Annotated in this window: 11 protein-coding genes and 1 tRNA gene; 10 read left to right on the forward strand and 2 right to left on the reverse strand. The window is 45.6% G+C overall.

Features of this window, described 5'->3' with window-relative positions:
* Window positions 1-286: 286 nt before the first annotated feature.
* Window positions 287-357 (reverse strand) — tRNA-Cys (locus tag HMPREF9944_RS13050).
* 421 nt (window positions 358-778) lie between these two features.
* Between HMPREF9944_RS13050 and HMPREF9944_RS12105 the strand changes: the two genes are divergently transcribed.
* Window positions 779-1060 carry a LysO family transporter gene (locus HMPREF9944_RS12105; RefSeq protein WP_008566634.1) on the forward strand — a complete coding sequence of 94 codons (282 nt, stop codon included), beginning with the start codon at window positions 779-781 and terminating at the stop codon, window positions 1058-1060.
* Entirely contained in the window at window positions 1057-1683 is a 627-nt protein-coding gene (locus HMPREF9944_RS12110) for a lysine exporter LysO family protein (protein WP_008566636.1), read from the forward strand. Before HMPREF9944_RS12105 ends, HMPREF9944_RS12110 begins: the two co-directional genes overlap by 4 nt.
* Here the strand turns inward: HMPREF9944_RS12110 and HMPREF9944_RS12115 are convergent.
* On the reverse strand, window positions 1669-2040 hold the full coding sequence (locus HMPREF9944_RS12115) for a DUF488 domain-containing protein (protein WP_008566637.1): 372 nt from the start codon (window positions 2038-2040) through the stop codon (window positions 1669-1671). The two genes, HMPREF9944_RS12110 and HMPREF9944_RS12115, sit on opposite strands and share 15 nt — an antisense overlap.
* 96 nt (window positions 2041-2136) lie before the next feature.
* Between HMPREF9944_RS12115 and HMPREF9944_RS12120 the strand changes: the two genes are divergently transcribed.
* The 8 genes from HMPREF9944_RS12120 to nifJ all read left to right on the forward strand — a co-directional run bounded on the left by HMPREF9944_RS12120 (window position 2137) and on the right by nifJ (window position 16274).
* The gene (locus HMPREF9944_RS12120) at window positions 2137-3234 is read left to right on the forward strand and encodes an FMN-binding protein (protein WP_044113737.1); all 1098 of its coding nucleotides are present in this window, start codon (window positions 2137-2139) and stop codon (window positions 3232-3234) included.
* Between the two features lie 1228 nt (window positions 3235-4462).
* A complete protein-coding gene (axeA1, locus tag HMPREF9944_RS12125) occupies window positions 4463-5869 on the forward strand; it encodes an acetylxylan esterase AxeA1 (protein ID WP_044113736.1) in 1407 nt (468 codons plus the stop codon).
* A 96-nt stretch (window positions 5870-5965) separates the two neighbouring features.
* Window positions 5966-6235, forward strand: coding sequence for a co-chaperone GroES (locus HMPREF9944_RS12130; RefSeq protein ID WP_008566640.1), 270 nt, complete (start codon window positions 5966-5968; stop codon window positions 6233-6235).
* A 56-nt stretch (window positions 6236-6291) separates the two neighbouring features.
* Window positions 6292-7923, forward strand: a complete 1632-nt coding sequence (gene groL / locus HMPREF9944_RS12135) for a chaperonin GroEL (RefSeq protein WP_008566641.1) — start codon at window positions 6292-6294, stop codon at window positions 7921-7923.
* Between the two features lie 896 nt (window positions 7924-8819).
* Window positions 8820-10169, forward strand: coding sequence for a signal recognition particle protein (gene ffh, locus HMPREF9944_RS12140; protein ID WP_008566642.1), 1350 nt, complete (start codon window positions 8820-8822; stop codon window positions 10167-10169).
* Window positions 10170-10180: 11 nt separating this feature from the next.
* On the forward strand, window positions 10181-11059 hold the full coding sequence (gene folD, locus HMPREF9944_RS12145) for a bifunctional methylenetetrahydrofolate dehydrogenase/methenyltetrahydrofolate cyclohydrolase FolD (protein WP_008566643.1): 879 nt from the start codon (window positions 10181-10183) through the stop codon (window positions 11057-11059).
* A gap of 363 nt (window positions 11060-11422) precedes the next feature.
* The gene (locus HMPREF9944_RS12150; protein WP_008566644.1) at window positions 11423-12610 is read left to right on the forward strand and encodes an ATP-binding protein; all 1188 of its coding nucleotides are present in this window, start codon (window positions 11423-11425) and stop codon (window positions 12608-12610) included.
* Between the two features lie 73 nt (window positions 12611-12683).
* A complete protein-coding gene (nifJ, locus tag HMPREF9944_RS12155; protein ID WP_008566645.1) occupies window positions 12684-16274 on the forward strand; it encodes a pyruvate:ferredoxin (flavodoxin) oxidoreductase in 3591 nt (1196 codons plus the stop codon).
* Window positions 16275-16738 lie beyond the last annotated feature (464 nt).

Here is a 16738-nt window from a genome sequence, read left to right on the forward strand (position 1 = left end):
ACGAACCGCACAACCCAACATGCATTTGAGTGGCTTATCCTATCAATCGTTTTACACATCAATACGACCGTGTGTTCCTACATACATTCAAACTGAAAATCAACAACTTACACCTTATCTTTCAATCTCACCCATTTTACCGCGCAATATGGCCCATTTCGCACGCTAAAGTAGCTGATATTATGCGCTAAAATAGGCTATATTGCTAAACTTAATTACGATTTTGCTTTTATTTGACCAAGTCTTGATGAGTCGAAAGAATAAAAGCAGTTAAAGTGTTGTGTAGAGGTACCTAGCAGAGTCGAACTGCTCTACACGGTTTTGCAGACCGTTACCTAACCGATCGGCCAAGGTACCATTTTTTTTTCGTTTGCAAAGATAGGATAAAAAAATCATTAAACCAAATATATTTGTCGTTATTTTTGTTCGTGATAGCTTTTATGTCATATCTTTAATGCCTTACCTAATAATGTAGTCAACAATTCTTTGTTTGCATATCTGCCTTGTAGGAAGATGCCAAAGTAGCCATTCTGCCACGTAATCTCAGCCATTTTGCACGCTAATATGGCTCATTTCGTGCACTAAAGTGGCCCATATTAGGAAGTGAAATGGGCTATATTGCAAGATGATATGGTTGATGTTGCAAATCTTGTTGGACCAACTTATCTCTTGATTCAAGTCAAGTAATTTGATTTTTGATTATAAATTGCATAAATATGTCCTTGTGAATTCACGATGTTTTCATACTTTTGCAACTCAATTAACAGGTGAAACAGAGATGTTTAAGATACTTTTTCTGCTATTATTAGGCGTAGGAATCGGCTATGTATTGCGAAACATGCGTGGTATCCACAGGGTAGACCAAACGGCACACTATACGATTTTGCTATTACTTTTTGTGTTTGGCGTTACGATTGGTTCCAATCACGATTTAATAAAGAATATTGCTTATTTCGGTTGGCAGGCACTTGTCATTGCCGTTCTTGGCATGTTGGGAAGCTTTGGAGCCGGTTGTCTGTTTAATCATTATATCACTAAAAAGGAAGAAGAGCAAAGATGAAGCATAACTTGTCGCTGTTGTTGGCATTGGTTGGCGGTATAGGCGTCGGTATATCGGGAATATCTCCGGCGTGGTTGCACAATACATCTTTGCCAATGATTGTACTTTCTGCCCTGATCATTCAAGTTGGGATCGGAGTAGGGGCTATGCATGACTTAGGAACGATGTTACGTTCCATCAATCTCAAGATGTTTTTGCTGCCGGCATGTACCATTGTGGGGACATTATTGTTCACTGCTCTTGCCTTTTTAATTTTCAGTAATCATCACTTGTCTGATATCATGGCCATTGGCAGTGGCTTTGGTTATTATTCGTTGTCTTCTGTGCTTATTGCCCAAATGAAGACAATTACCGTTGGTGCTACGGAAGCGACGCAGTTGGCCACAATCGCCTTGCTCGCAAATATCGCTCGTGAGCTTCTGTCCCTGTTCGGGTGCCGTTATATCGCACATAAGGGAGGCGGTTTGGCTGCAATCTCGACGGCAGGCATCAGTTCTATGGACGTGTGTCTGCCTTCCATTCTCAATGCTACAGGCGACAAACGTGTTATTCCTGTTGCTGTGTTCCATGGTTTGATGCTTGAGATGAGCATCCCCATGCTCATTGCATTATTCTGTGCTTAGATGGCGGTTGATAAAGGCCCTTAGCACGACTGCATGATTGTGCGTTTCGTCTTTGGCACCATATAATAAGGTAACATTTCCTTTCTTCAGTTGCGTTTCGCACAGTTCAATGAACTTTTTAGCTTCGGGGTTCTTCTCAAGTTCTTCCGTGTAACGTTCCGTGAATAGTGGGAAGTTCTCCGGTTTATGACCAAACCATTGGCGCAGACTGACCGTTGGCGCGATGAATTTAGCCCAAAGATCAATGTCAGCCTTGTCTTTAGCAATTCCTCTCGGCCATAATCTGTCTGTCAAAATGCGGTAACCATCAAGCTCATCGATGGCTTGATAAACTCTTTTTATTCTTATTTCGTTCATATGACAAAGGTACTAATATTTATTAAAACAGCGGAGAGAGTGACTGAAAAAAACACATTTTATTTGTAATTTTACGATTCTCAACGTAGACAGATGATGGAAATAAAGAATAAAAAGTTGCAGCAACTGCTGACACTCGCTGTGTGTTTCGTGGTGATGACAACAGTTGCCGTGATGCGCGATGGTAAGATCTTTGGGTATAAGATGCGCATGGTGGCTGATGATTCTATCAAGAAAGTGGTCGTTGTGGATACGATGTACCGCAGTGCAGACGGTACAATGGTCATCAATACCACTCCGCTTGCTAAAGACATTGCTGGATATGGCGGCACCGTCCCTTTGGAGATTTATATCAAAGACGGAAAGGTGCAGAAAATAAAGGCACTGAAGAACAACGAGACCCCCGACTTCTTCAGTGAGGCGAGTAAGTTGCTGACGGTATGGAATGGTAAATCGATTGTAGAAGCCCAACAGTTGAAAGTCGATGCCATCAGTGGGGCGACGTTTTCTTCACGTGGTATCATAGGCAATGTGGAGCGTGGTTTACAATATGCTGCCAAGAACGCACGTGAAAAGCGCTTCTTCGAAAAAATAGACTTAAATGTCAAGACGGTTTTCGGCCTGATTGTCGTCTTACTGGGCGCAATCGTTCCGCTTTTCTATCGCAGCAGAACCTATCGCACCCTGCAATTGACATTGAATGTGATTGTTCTCGGCTTTTGGTGCGGCACATTTATCTCCTATTCCTTGATGGTGGGCTACCTCTCCGGCGGCATCAATCTATGGGTGTCGCTCATTCCGGTCGTCATGCTGATAACGGCGTTTGTTTATCCCTTGTTTGGAAAGAAAGGATATTACTGTCTCAACATCTGTCCTTGCGGCTCGCTTCAGGAGTTGGCTGGCAGAACCAATAAGCGTCGGAAATGGAAAATGAAGGCTGAAACGGCAAAGATGTTGAGCCGTTTCCGCGAGATTTTATGGGCCGTGCTCATGATGTTGATGTTGTTAGGTGTGGGGTTTGAGTGGATGGATTACGAGGTATTCTCGGCTTTTATTCTGCAAAGTGCATCTGTCGTCGTGCTGATTTTGGGCGTGGTTGTGGTGTTTTTGTCATTCTTTGTGGCCCGCCCTTACTGCCGGTTCGTCTGCCCGACGGGCACATTGTTCAATATTGCCCAGAACAGTAAGCTGTGAAAAAGGTTAGTTTTGGGCCTTGTCTATGCTAATGACCGGAACGAGACAGCCAAATGCTTTGAAACTTTCGGGCTGAACAGACGTTATGAGTTGACGTAAATCAAGAAAATAGTTGAAATTCTATTAAAAGCATACCAATGTTTGGAAGTTATTCGAAACCTCCTTACCTTTGCATACACAAAAGGTTAATAGATTGTTTAGGTTTTTAGTTATTAGGTTTAAAGATTGTGATTCGGAAAGGTGTTAGCTTAAAATAAGATTTCACATATCAAAGGATAGCACCCGAGTGAGTCGTCACTCAAAAATGAAATTTCAAATCACAAAATATAACAGTTTTGGAAGTGATTCCGGAACTGTTTTTTTGTTTCCTAAAGTTTGCCCGGGCTAATTGAAGAATATCTAATTCAAAGGAGAGGCGGCTATATATAAGATACGCGAGTTCGGGATAAATCACAATGAGGGAAAAAATCAAAAAAGAGCCTCGGGACCTCCGCCGAGACTTCGAGAAAAAAAATACGTAGCGGGACCTCCGCCGGAAGCCAAGGGGGTAAAATACATATCAGCGGGAGCCCCGACAGGGGTTAAAAAGGCAAAAGATGCATAAGAGTGCTGCACGCTGACAATTAAACGGTAAGAAAAGCATAGGAGTGCCACACTCTGACAGCTAAACGTTAAGAAAAGTATGGGAGTGCCGCACTCTGACAGTCAAGCGTTAAGAAAAGTATAGGAGTGCCGCACTCTGAGAGTCAAACTTTAAGAAAAGTATAGGAGTGTCGCACTCTGACAGTTAACTGTTAAGAAAAGTGTAGGAGTACCGTACTCTGGCAGCCAAACGTTAAGAAAAGTATAGGAGTACCGTACTCTGGTAGTCAAACGTTAAGAAAATATGTCGACGGGAATTCCGAAGGGGTGACGGATCAACGGAAACAACTTTTGCTTCATTCCGTCACCTCTTCAAGGTTTCTGCTACTCCTGTCACGACAACGGGGGACTATGCTCGTCGCTCACTCCCGCCTTTGTTCTGCTGCCTCTTCGAGGTTACCCTCAAAATATTCTTATCCCGAACTGACGTATAGGATAAAGTGGTTTAATTTTGAACGTTTACTTATTGTGAGGCAATGACAGAATGTACGATAGAGTATATTCTCTGGTAACATTTCTCCACCATTTCTCTCTCATTTTAAATAAAAAGCTTACCTTTGTGGCTGACATTTTAATTACACTAATAATGAAAATCATAGGAAAACATTTTTTACGACTGGCCTTGTTGCTGGCTGTTTTGCCTTTGAAAGCACAGCAACCCAAGCAGGGTATGGTAATTCCACTCACTGCCGACGCAGCGTCTACTCTTACCGTTTATCTCCCCGATCAGCCGTCGGGCCGGGCTGTTGTGGCACTGCCGGGGGGCGGTTACACACATTTGGCCATCAATAAAGAGGGACATGACTGGGCACCCTTTTTCAATCAGCGGGGCATTGCCTTTTTTGTTTTGAAATACCGTATGCCGCATGGCAACCCTTCCTTGCCCGTCGACGATGCCGAAAAGGCCATAAGAATGGTGCGCGACAGTGCGCTTTCGTGGCATATCAACCCTTACGATGTGGGCATTATGGGTTTCTCAGCGGGTGGACATCTGGCTTCGGTCGTTTCTACGCGGGCCGCTTTCGATGCGCGTCCTAACTTCTCTTTGCTGTTCTATCCCGTCATTTCGCTCGACCGAAAGGCCGCTTATTCGCGGTCGGCCGGCGCGTTTTTTGGGGACAAAGTAGAGGATAAGGCCGCGATAGAAGCCTATTCTACCGACCGGCAAGTGCGGTCTCACCTTACGCCCGAGGCGGCCATCTTCCTTGCCAATGACGACAAAGTCATCACGCCCCTTGCAAACGGTGTGGCCTACTACTCGGCCATGCGGCGCAAGCGCAATAACTGTGCGCTCTACGTTTATCCGCATGGCGGACATGGGTTCGGCTACTCGTCGTCGTTTCCCTACCATCAGCAATTGCTTAATGACTTATCGACATGGCTCGAAAAGCATAAATCTGTGTCTCCGCAGGCAATCCGCGTGGCTTGTATCGGCAACAGCATCACCGATGGAGCCGGTATTGACATGTCGGAGACGGAGGGCTATCCAGCCGTGTTGCATAAATTGCTCGGTAACGGCTATAATGTGAGGAACTTCGGTGTCAGTGCACGCACGCTACTCAGCCGTGGCGACTATCCTTATGTCAAAGAGCTTGCATGGCGAGATGCGCAGGCCTTCAACCCGAACGTCGTCGTTTTGAAACTTGGCACGAATGACAGTAAACCTGAGAATTGGCAGTACGGTGCGGATTTTGAGCACGATTTGCTGGCCATGGTCGATACGTTGCAGTCGCTTCCAACCCGTCCGGTGATTTATTTGGCAACACCAATCCCGGCCTTTAAACCCACATGGAACATCAACGACTCCGTGATTGCGAACGCCATTATACCGATTATTCGTAAAGTAGCACGCAAACGCCGTTGTAAGATCATCGACCTTCATACTGCATTTGCCCCTTATGGTAAACTGATGCAGACCGACGGCATTCATCCTACGGCTGAAGGAGCAGCCAAGATGGCTGAGATTATCCGTGAAAGCATCTGCCAAAAGTGACATAAGCCTACTGACAAAGTTGTCAAATATGTTGGTTGGCATGTTTTTGGCATAAAAGCGGGTGAATTATAAACAGATTTTTAACATATAATCATTATGAACATTAAACCATTAGCAGACAGAGTGCTGGTACTTCCTGCACCGGCTGAAGAGAAAGTAGGCGGAATCATTATTCCCGACACAGCAAAAGAGAAACCACAGCGTGGCAAAGTCATCGCTGTCGGGCAGGGAACAAAGGACGAAGCAATGGCTCTGAAAGAGAATGACGTCGTTCTCTATGGCAAATATGCCGGAACCGAACTCGAATATGAGGGTGAGAAATATCTGATTATGCGTCAAAGCGATGTCTTGGCCGTTGTAGGCTAATCATCGGATTATAAAGTCCAAAGTTCAATATTCAATTTTCAAAGAAACAAAAGATTATGGCTAAAGTTATTAAATATGATGTAGATGCACGCGAACTCTTGAAGAGAGGTGTGGATCAGTTGGCAGATGCAGTAAAAGTGACGCTCGGTCCTAAAGGCCGTAATGTCGTTATTGAGAAGAAATTTGGTGCTCCTCAAATCACAAAGGACGGTGTGACCGTTGCTAAGGAGGTAGAATTGGAAGATCATTTCGAGAACACGGGTGCACAACTTGTGAAGAGTGTTGCCAGCAAAACGGGCGATGACGCCGGTGATGGTACGACAACAGCAACTATCCTGACGCAGGCTATTGTTAACGAAGGTTTGAAGAATGTTACCGCAGGTGCTAATCCTATGGACTTGAAGCGCGGTATCGACAAGGCTGTCAAGGCTGTTGTTGACTATATTAATGCACATGCAGAGTTGGTAGGTGACAACTACGACAAGATAGAACAGGTGGCAACGGTGTCTGCTAACAACGATCCTGAAATCGGAAAGTTGCTTGCCGACGCGATGCGTAAGGTATCCAAGGATGGTGTCATCACGATTGAAGAGAGCAAGACCCGCGACACCAATATCGGTGTTGTAGAGGGTATGCAGTTCGATCGTGGCTATCTTAGTGGCTATTTTGTAACGGATGCCGACAAAATGGAATGCGTGATGGATAACCCATACATTCTGATTTACGACAAAAAGATTAGCAACCTCAAAGACTTCTTGCCAATCCTTCAGCCTGCAGCAGATAGTGGTCGCCCATTATTGGTGATTGCCGAGGACGTTGATTCAGAGGCACTCACAACGTTGGTTGTCAATCGTCTGCGCGGCGGTTTGAAGATTTGTGCGGTTAAGGCTCCGGGGTTTGGCGACCGTCGTAAAGCGATGTTGGAAGACATTGCTGTGCTGACCGGTGGCATAGTCATCAGTGAAGACAAGGGCTTGAAGCTTGAACAGGCAACGCTTGAGATGTGTGGTTCGGCCAAGAAGGTAACAGTTTCCAAGGATAACACAACGATTGTTGATGGTGCAGGTGCCAAAGAGAATATCAAAGAACGTGTGGCTCAAATCAAGAATGAAATTGCAAACACGAAGAGTTCTTATGACAAAGAGAAACTACAGGAGCGCTTGGCCAAGTTGGCCGGTGGCGTGGCCGTCCTCTATGTCGGGGCCAACTCCGAGGTTGAAATGAAAGAAAAGAAAGACCGTGTTGATGATGCTTTGTGTGCTACTCGTGCTGCTATGGAAGAAGGTGTTGTTGCCGGTGGTGGTATCACCTATATTCGTGCGCTGGAAGCTTTGAAGGGACTCAAGGGCGATAACGCTGATGAAGAGACCGGAATGAAGATAGTTGAGCGCGCCATAGAAGAACCATTGCGCCAGATTGTTACCAATGCCGGTGGTGAAGGCTCGGTAGTTGTTAATAAAGTTTTAGAGGGCAAAGGTGACTTCGGTTACAATGCTCGTGCCGATAAATACGAGGATTTGCGCAAAGCGGGCATCATCGACCCTGCTAAGGTGGCACGTGTCGCACTTGAGAACGCCGCGTCTATCGCAGGTCTCTTCTTGACAACAGAGTGCCTTATCACCGACAAAACCGAACCGCAGTCGGCAGCTATGCCAACTCCGCAACCGGGTATGGGTGGCATGATGTAAGACGGCGAAATAGAGGATAAAGTCTTCTTTTGCGGGGTTATCCTCTGAACAGAAAACATAACCGAGTTCGGTTGTCTTTCCAGCAAAGACAACCGACTTTTTTTTATCTTCCATGGCAAAGGATTCTTTATATTTTTCCTAAACATTCAAGACAGAAGCCCAATTCTTAATGGGTGATAGCAAGAGTTGACCTCCATGTTGGAAGCGGACGTTCTTGCCACGAACTGTCGCCATAAGATGAACTTCCGCCAGCGCAGGCATGAGTATCCGAGCATCAAGAACAGCATACACGAACGCCCCAAAGTAGGCTGACGTCAGGCGGTTCGGAGATTGAAAGAGATTTCGATTGCCCTAGTTTAAAGATAAAAAACTCGTAGCGTATCGGGATAAACTTGATTGTCAACAAGGGACGGCAATCAAGTCCTCACGATGGTACGCCTTCAGAAGACCTTTATAAGTAAAACAAAGGACGGCCATGCCACCCTCACGATGGTAGAGCGTAGCTCACAGTAAAAGAACCCTTCCGATGGTTCTACGGCGTCGGACGACAGTTCCTTTTTATATTTTTTATCATCCGAGCCCTCGGAAAACAGTTTAAGCTTTCTTTTTCTTCAATCCGAGGCCTCGGATAACACTTTCTGTTAATTAATTTTGCATCCGAGGCCCCGGATAACACTTTCTGTTAATTAATTTTGCATTCGAGACCTCGGATAGCGTTTCTTGTTAATTAATTTTACATCTGAAGCCTCAGAGGCTGGGGGCGATCTATTAATATTCTATAAATTATAAATCGTGGCACGGCCTTTTTGTCAGTAATTATGTAATTTTGCGATGTCAATAATCAAAGACCATTATTGACACCAAGAGAGGATTATAAAGAACAAAAGAGAGTATTTATGTTTGAAAACTTAAGCGATAGGTTAGAACGATCATTCAAGATATTGAAAGGTGAAGGCCAAATCACCGAGATTAACGTTGCCGAGACATTGAAAGATGTGCGTAGGGCATTGCTTGATGCCGACGTTAATTTCAAAGTGGCCAAGACGTTTACGGACAGCGTGAAGCAAAAGGCTATGGGCATGAACGTGCTCACGGCTGTGAAGCCTGGTCAGTTGTTGGTGAAGGTGGTGCATGATGAATTGGCTGACCTGATGGGTGGCGACACCGCCGAGTTGAAGTTGGAGGGTCGGCCGGCTGTGATATTGATGAGCGGTCTGCAAGGTTCGGGTAAGACGACCTTTAGTGGCAAGCTGGCCAACCTGCTCAAGAACAAAAAGAATAGAAAGCCGTTGTTGGTGGCGTGCGATGTTTATCGTCCTGCTGCTATCGCACAGCTGAAAGTGGTGGGCGAACAGATAGGCGTTCCTGTCTATTCGGAGCCTGACAGCAAAGATGTTGTTGCAATTGCCGAGGGTGCCGTGCGTGAGGCAAAGGCCAAAGGATATGATGTTGTTATTGTCGATACTGCCGGTCGTTTGGCAGTAGACGAAGAGATGATGATAGAAATCTCTAACTTGAAAAATTCTCTCCATCCGGATGAAACCCTCTTTGTTGTTGATTCCATGACCGGTCAAGATGCCGTGAATACAGCAAAGGAATTTAATGACCGTTTGGACTTTGATGGAGTGGTATTAACAAAACTTGATGGTGATACTCGTGGAGGTGCAGCGCTTTCCATCCGCACTGTGGTTACCAAGCCAATCAAGTTTGTTGGGACGGGCGAAAAGATGGAAGCTATCGATGTGTTCCACCCTGCGCGTATGGCCGACCGTATCTTGGGCATGGGCGATATTGTTTCGCTTGTTGAACGTGCCCAAGAACAGTTCGATGAAGAAGAGGCCAAGCGGCTGCAAAAGAAGATACAAAAGAACAAGTTCGACTTCAACGACTTCCTCGGTCAAATTGAACAAATCAAGAAGATGGGCAACCTAAAAGACTTGGCGAGCATGATTCCGGGTGTTGGCAAGGCCATCAAGGACGTGGATATCGACGACAATGCTTTCAAGGGCATTGAGGCCATCATCAAGAGTATGACGCCCAAGGAGCGAACGAGTCCCGAAATACTGAACACCAGTCGCAGGCAGCGTATTGCAAAAGGTTCGGGAACGAACATTCAAGAGGTGAACAAGCTTATCAAGCAGTTTGACCAGACCCGTAAGATGATGAAGACGATCACCGGCAACCAAATGGCTGGTATGATGAGTCGCATGAAAGGAATGAATATTCCGGGTATGGCGAAACGCTAAAACGAACAGCTATGCAATTAATTGACGGGAAAGCAACGGCAACAGCTATCAAGGCAGATATCGCAGAAGAGGTCGATAAGATTCTTTCTGCCGGAGGTAAGCAACCCCATTTGGCTGCCATATTAGTGGGGCATGATGGAGGATCTGAAACCTACGTGAGAAATAAGGTTATTGCTTGTGAGCAATGCGGATTTAAATCGACTCTTATTCGTTTTGAAAATGATGTGACGGAGAAAGAACTCCTCGCATGTGTAGACCGCTTGAACAAGGATACAGACGTAGACGGCTTTATCGTTCAATTGCCTTTGCCGCAACATATCGACGAGCAGAAGGTGATTATGGCAATTGATTATCGCAAGGACGTGGACGGCTTCCACCCCATAAATGTAGGTCGAATGGCTATCGGACTTCCTTGCTTCATCTCAGCCACCCCTTTGGGTATCATTACTTTGCTGCAGCATTACCATATTGAGACGAGTGGGAAGAAGTGTGTCGTGCTCGGACGCAGCAATATCGTAGGAAAGCCCATGGCACAGCTGATGATGCAAAAGAACTTCGGTGATGCCACGGTGACGGTGTGTCACAGTCATTCAAAAGATTTGAAGAAAGAATGTCGCGAGGCTGATATCATCATTGCAGCCATCGGACACCCTGATTTCGTCACGGAAGACATGGTAAAGAGCGATGCGGTGATTATTGACGTGGGCACGACGCGCGTCCCCGATGCCACACGCAAGAGTGGTTTCCGCTTAAACGGCGACGTCAAGTTTGACGAAGTGGCACCCAAATGCTCGTTCATAACACCCGTTCCCGGCGGGGTGGGGCCGATGACCATCTGTTCGTTGATGAAGAATACATTGGCAGCAAGTAAAAAAGAATATTACATATAATTTTTTACCTTAAGACTTGATTTTTTTATAACTCTCTAATTTTTGGAGACTGGTACGCAGTGATGCGCGTCAGTCTCTTTTTTATGTTTTAAGGAAGATGTTGTTTTAATCAATCACTTACGTCTTGTATTTCAATATCAGCCATTATACCGTACAATATGACCCATTTCGCACGCTAAAGTGGCTGATATTACACACTGAAATGAGCCATATTACCACGCAATATAACTGATATTATACACCCGTTCAATGCTAAAAGATGAAAAAACTCAAACTTTTTGCAATCTACAGTTTGCAAATTTGGAAATAAGTATTATCTTTGCAGGGTATTTAGATAAACAAAGCCGGAACTCAATATAATATATGGAAGCTTTCTTTCGTACACATGCTTATCTTGTCGAACATACAAACGTGCCCGTTCGTCGCACGCTCATGGATGAGATTGACTGGAACGACCGTATGATTGGCATTAAAGGGACGCGCGGTGTGGGAAAGACTACATTTCTTCTGCAGTATGCCAAAGAGAAGTTTGGGGCACAAGACCGGCAGTGTCTGTATGTCAACATGAACAATTTCTATTTCCAAGGAAAAGGAATTGCTGAGTTTGCAGGAGAGTTTGTAAATAATGGGGGAAAGGTTTTACTCATAGATCAGGTGTTCAAACAGCATAATTGGAGCAGAGAGCTCCGTAAATGCTATGACACTTATCGTGATTTGAAGATTGTATTTACCGGAAGTAGCGTCATGCGACTGAAGGAAGAGAATCCCGAATTGAACAACATCGTTAAGAGCTACAACTTGCGTGGGTTTTCTTTCCGTGAGTATATCAACCTCATGACAGGAAGTAACTTCCAACCTTATGCCTTAGACGATATATTGCGATATCATGAGCATATCGTCAAAGATATTCTTCCAACGATTAGTCCCCGGAAATACTTTCTTGATTATATTCATCATGGCTTTTATCCCTTCTTTTTAGAACATAGAAACTTCTCAGAAAATTTGCTTAAGACAATGAATATGATGACAGAGGTGGATATTCTGCTCATCAAACAAATTGACTTGAAGTACCTGACTAAAATCAAAAAGCTTTTCTATTTGCTTGCAGTTGAGGGCCCGAAGGCACCTAATATCAGTAACTTGGCGCAAGAAATACAAACCAGTCGTGCCACGGTGATGAATTATATCAAGTATCTTGCCGATGCAAGACTTATCAATATCATTTATCCTATGGGGCAGGAATTCCCCAAAAAGCCCGGTAAAGTGATGATGCATAACTCTAATTTGATGTATGCAATTTATCCTATTCAAGCGAATGAGCAGGAGCTTATGGAAACGTTCTTCGTCAATTCACTTTGGAAAGACCACAAGGTTAATCAAGCATCAAGAGACCATTGCTTTATGGTTGACGGCATTAAGAAATTCAAGATAACCGATTCTCAAAGCGATTACAAGTTACGTTATAACCCGGATATCATCTATGCACGTTACCATACTGAAGTCGGAAAGGACAACCGCATTCCGCTTTGGCTTTTAGGTTTCTTGTACTGACGATATATAATAAGGAAAACAAATCATACAAATTATATACAAAAACATTTATTAATATTTTATCAATCATAAAATGGCTAAAGAAAAAAAGTTTATCACTTGTGATGGTAACACTGCTGCCGCTCATGTAAGCTATATGTTTACTGAGGTTGCTGCTATTTACCCTATTACTCCGTCATCTCCGATGGCAGAGCATGTAGATGAATGGGCCGCCAAAGGCCGCAAGAATCTGTTTGGGCAGACTGTCTCAATTCAAGAAATGGAGTCTGAGGCCGGTGCAGCCGGTGCTGTGCATGGTTCGCTTCAGGCCGGAGCACTAACTTCTACATACACAGCTTCGCAGGGGTTGTTGTTGATGATTCCCAATATGTATAAGATTGCCGGCGAATTACTTCCTTGCGTATTCAACGTTTCAGCCCGCACATTGGCATCGCATTCTCTTTGTATCTTCGGTGATCATCAGGATGTGATGGCTTGTCGTCAGACAGGCTTTGCCATGTTCTGCTCCGGTTCGGTTCAGGAAGTGATGGATCTTTCTGCAGTTCCGCATTTGGCGACGTTAGAATCTTCGGTTCCATTCATCAACTTCTTCGATGGTTTCCGTACTTCTCATGAGTATCATAAGATTGAAGAGATGAGCATGGAAGACATTCGACCGCTTGTAAATCCTGAATTTATTAAGAAGTTCCGTGATCGTGCGCTTACTCCGGAGCGTCCAGTGACACGTGGTACGGCAGAGAATCCAGAGACTTTCTTTACACATCGTGAAGCTTCCAATCAATACTATGATCGTATTCCAGCTATCGTAGAGAGGTATTTGGGTGAGATTTCAAAGATTACTGGTCGTGAGTACCATTTGTTCAACTATTATGGCGCAAAAGATGCAGAGAACATCATTATCTTGATGGGTTCTGCCACAGAGCCGGCTCGCGAGGCTATCGACTATCTTGTTAAGCAAGGCAAGAAAGTTGGTATGGTTGCGGTCCATTTGTATCGTCCGTTCTCTGTCGAAGCTATCCGCGAAGCCATCCCTGCTACAGTAAAACGTATTGCAGTTCTTGATCGTACGAAAGAACCGGGAGCAGAAGGTGAGCCTTTGTATCTTGATGTTAAGAGTGCACTTTATGACGATCCACGCAAGCCGGTTATTGTCGGTGGTCGTTACGGTCTTGGCTCTTCTGATACGACACCGGCCAAAATCATCTCCGTATTCAACAACCTTGAAATGCCAGAGCCAAAGAACCACTTCACGGTTGGTATCGTTGATGACGTAACTTTCACTTCCTTGCCCGAGGTAGAGGAGATTCCGATGGGCGGCGAAGGCCTTTATGAGGCTAAGTTCTACGGACTTGGTGCCGACGGTACCGTGGGAGCAAACAAGAACTCGGTGCAGATTATCGGTAACAATACAAGCAAGTATTGTCAGGCTTACTTCAGCTACGACTCCAAGAAGTCTGGTGGCTTCACATGTTCGCATCTTCGCTTCGGCGATAGCCCCATTCACTCTGCTTATCAGGTGAATACACCTAACTTTGTGGCATGCCATGTGCAGGCTTACCTCCACATGTATGATGTGACACGAGGTCTCCGGAAGAACGGTACCTTCCTGTTGAATACGATTTTCGATGGCGAAGAGCTCGTAAACTTCATTCCGAATAAGGTGAAGGCTTACTTTGCAAAGAACGATATCAAGGTTTATTACATCAATGCTACAAAGATTGCACAGGAGATAGGCCTTGGCAACCGTACCAATACCATTCTTCAATCAGCATTCTTCCGCATCACGCAAGTCATACCGACAGAACTTGCCGTTGAACAGATGAAAGCCTTCATTGTGAAATCATACGGCAAGAAAGGACAAGACATCGTCGACAAGAACTATGCTGCCGTTGACCGTGGCGGTGAATACAAGGAGTTGACTATCGATCCGGCATGGGCTAACCTCTCTGTTGAGAGTAATGATAACGATGATGCTCCTGCTTTCATCAAGGAAATCGTTCGTCCGATAAATGCTCAAAACGGAGATTTGCTCAAGGTTTCCGACTTTGTCAAGTATGATACCGTAGACGGCACATGGAAGAATGGTTCGGCTGCTTACGAGAAGCGTGGTGTCGCAGCATTCGTTCCCGTATGGAATTCGGAGAACTGTATCCAGTGCAACAAGTGTGCCTACAGCTGTCCTCATGCAACAATCCGCCCGTTCGTGTTGGATGAGAAAGAGAAAGCCGGATTTGACGGCACAACCATGGATATTCTTGCTCCGAAGCAACTCAAAGGCATGCAATTCCGCATTCAGGTCGACGTGCTCGACTGTCTCGGTTGCGGCAACTGTGCCGACGTTTGCCCGGGCAAGAAGGGCGAGAAGGCGCTCGTCATGGTTCCATTCAATGTTGATGCGCCCGACATGGTGAAGGAGATGAAGAACTGGGACTACATGGTAAAGGAAGTTACTTCGAAGCAAGACCTTGTCGACATCAAACAAAGTCCGAAGAACAGTCAGTTTGCCCAGCCTTTGTTCGAGTTTTCGGGTGCATGTTCGGGTTGTGGCGAGACGCCCTACGTGAAGTTGATTTCCCAACTCTACGGCGACCGTGAGATGATATCCAATGCAACGGGTTGTTCGTCCATCTACTCGGCGTCCATTCCTTCTACGCCCTATACGACCAACGACAAGGGACAGGGTCCGGCTTTCGACAATTCGTTGTTCGAGGACTTCTGTGAGTTCGGTCTCGGCATGGCCATGGGCAATAAGAAGATGAAAGAGCGCATCGTTGTTCTGCTGACACAACTGATAGCCGACGATACGGTTTCGGCTGCATTCAAGGAAGCCGCACAGAACTGGATAGACGGCAAAGATGATGCCGACGCGTCCAAGGTTGCAGCTGCAGCATTGAAACCACTCATTGAAGAAGGGGCAAAGGCCGGTTGCCCAATCTGCAAAGAGCTCCAGACCCTCGACCACTACCTCGTTAAGCGCAGCCAGTGGATTATCGGTGGCGACGGTGCCTCTTACGATATTGGTTACGGCGGTCTCGACCACGTGCTCTCTACGGGTGAAGACGTGAACATCCTCGTGCTCGACACCGAGGTTTACTCCAACACCGGTGGTCAGAGTTCCAAGTCAACACCGCTCGGTGCCATCGCACAGTTTGCAGCGCAAGGCAAGCGCATTCGCAAGAAGGACCTTGGTCTGATGCAGACCACCTACGGCTACGTATATGTGGCACAGATTGCCATGGGTGCCGACAATGCACAGACGTTAAAGGCTATTCGCGAAGCCGAGGCTTACCCCGGACCATCGTTGATCATTGCTTATGCGCCATGTATCAACCACGGTATCAAGGGCACGAAGAACATGAAGCGCAGCATGGGTCGCAGCCAAAACGAAGAGAAGCTGGCCGTTGATTGCGGTTATTGGCATCTGTGGCGTTACGATCCGCGCTTGGCCGACGAGGGAAAGAACCCCTTCCAACTTGATTCCAAGGCGCCGAACTGGGCCGACTTCCGCGAGTTCCTCATGGGTGAGGTGCGTTATTCTTCTGTGGCAAAGGCTTATCCTAATGAAGCAGAGGAGTTGTTCACCGAGGCCGAGAAGATGGCCAAGCTGCGCTATCAGACTTATCAGCGCAAGAGTAAAGAAGATTGGAGCGAGGTTATTGCATAATCTTATCCACATACACTATCACGAAGGGCCTGCAAATCAGTTTGCAGGCCTTTCTATTTTTAGGGCAATGGACGTTTGACAATAATAATCGGCCTCGTTCCCGTCATCTTATTGGTCGGACAGGACTCCCATTGGAGGTCCAATAGGACTTCCATTGGAGATACAAGAGGACTTCCACTGGAGGTTCAATAGGACTTATATAAGGGGTAGGATAGGAGGTATATAAGGAGTCGGGTAGGACTTATATAAGGAGTCCGATAGGACTTATACTTAAAGTCCTCTTGAACCTATACTTAAAGTCCTTGAGGAGTTATACTTAAAGTCCTATTGGACTTATATAAGGAAATGGATTGTATACCTATTGGGAAATCTCTTGTCTTCCTATTGGGAAAGGTATCGTCTTCCTATAAGGAAAGGTCTTGTCTTCCTATTGGGAACCGTTAAGTCTTCCTATTGGGAAGTCT

This window comes from Segatella maculosa OT 289, from assembly GCF_000243015.1.
GTDB lineage: Bacteria > Bacteroidota > Bacteroidia > Bacteroidales > Bacteroidaceae > Prevotella > Prevotella maculosa.

What these genes read in the sequence shown, in the direction of transcription:
- HMPREF9944_RS12105 (WP_008566634.1), top strand. Translation starts at nt 779, where the DNA reads ATGTTTAAGATACTTTTTCTGCTATTATTAGGCGTAGGAATCGGCTAT.
- HMPREF9944_RS12110 (WP_008566636.1), top strand. Translation starts at nt 1,057, where the DNA reads ATGAAGCATAACTTGTCGCTGTTGTTGGCATTGGTTGGCGGTATAGGC.
- HMPREF9944_RS12115 (WP_008566637.1), bottom strand. Translation starts at nt 2,040, where the DNA reads ATGAACGAAATAAGAATAAAAAGAGTTTATCAAGCCATCGATGAGCTT.
- HMPREF9944_RS12120 (WP_044113737.1), top strand. Translation starts at nt 2,137, where the DNA reads ATGGAAATAAAGAATAAAAAGTTGCAGCAACTGCTGACACTCGCTGTG.
- axeA1 (WP_044113736.1), top strand. Translation starts at nt 4,463, where the DNA reads ATGAAAATCATAGGAAAACATTTTTTACGACTGGCCTTGTTGCTGGCT.
- HMPREF9944_RS12130 (WP_008566640.1), top strand. Translation starts at nt 5,966, where the DNA reads ATGAACATTAAACCATTAGCAGACAGAGTGCTGGTACTTCCTGCACCG.
- groL (WP_008566641.1), top strand. Translation starts at nt 6,292, where the DNA reads ATGGCTAAAGTTATTAAATATGATGTAGATGCACGCGAACTCTTGAAG.
- ffh (WP_008566642.1), top strand. Translation starts at nt 8,820, where the DNA reads ATGTTTGAAAACTTAAGCGATAGGTTAGAACGATCATTCAAGATATTG.
- folD (WP_008566643.1), top strand. Translation starts at nt 10,181, where the DNA reads ATGCAATTAATTGACGGGAAAGCAACGGCAACAGCTATCAAGGCAGAT.
- HMPREF9944_RS12150 (WP_008566644.1), top strand. Translation starts at nt 11,423, where the DNA reads ATGGAAGCTTTCTTTCGTACACATGCTTATCTTGTCGAACATACAAAC.
- nifJ (WP_008566645.1), top strand. Translation starts at nt 12,684, where the DNA reads ATGGCTAAAGAAAAAAAGTTTATCACTTGTGATGGTAACACTGCTGCC.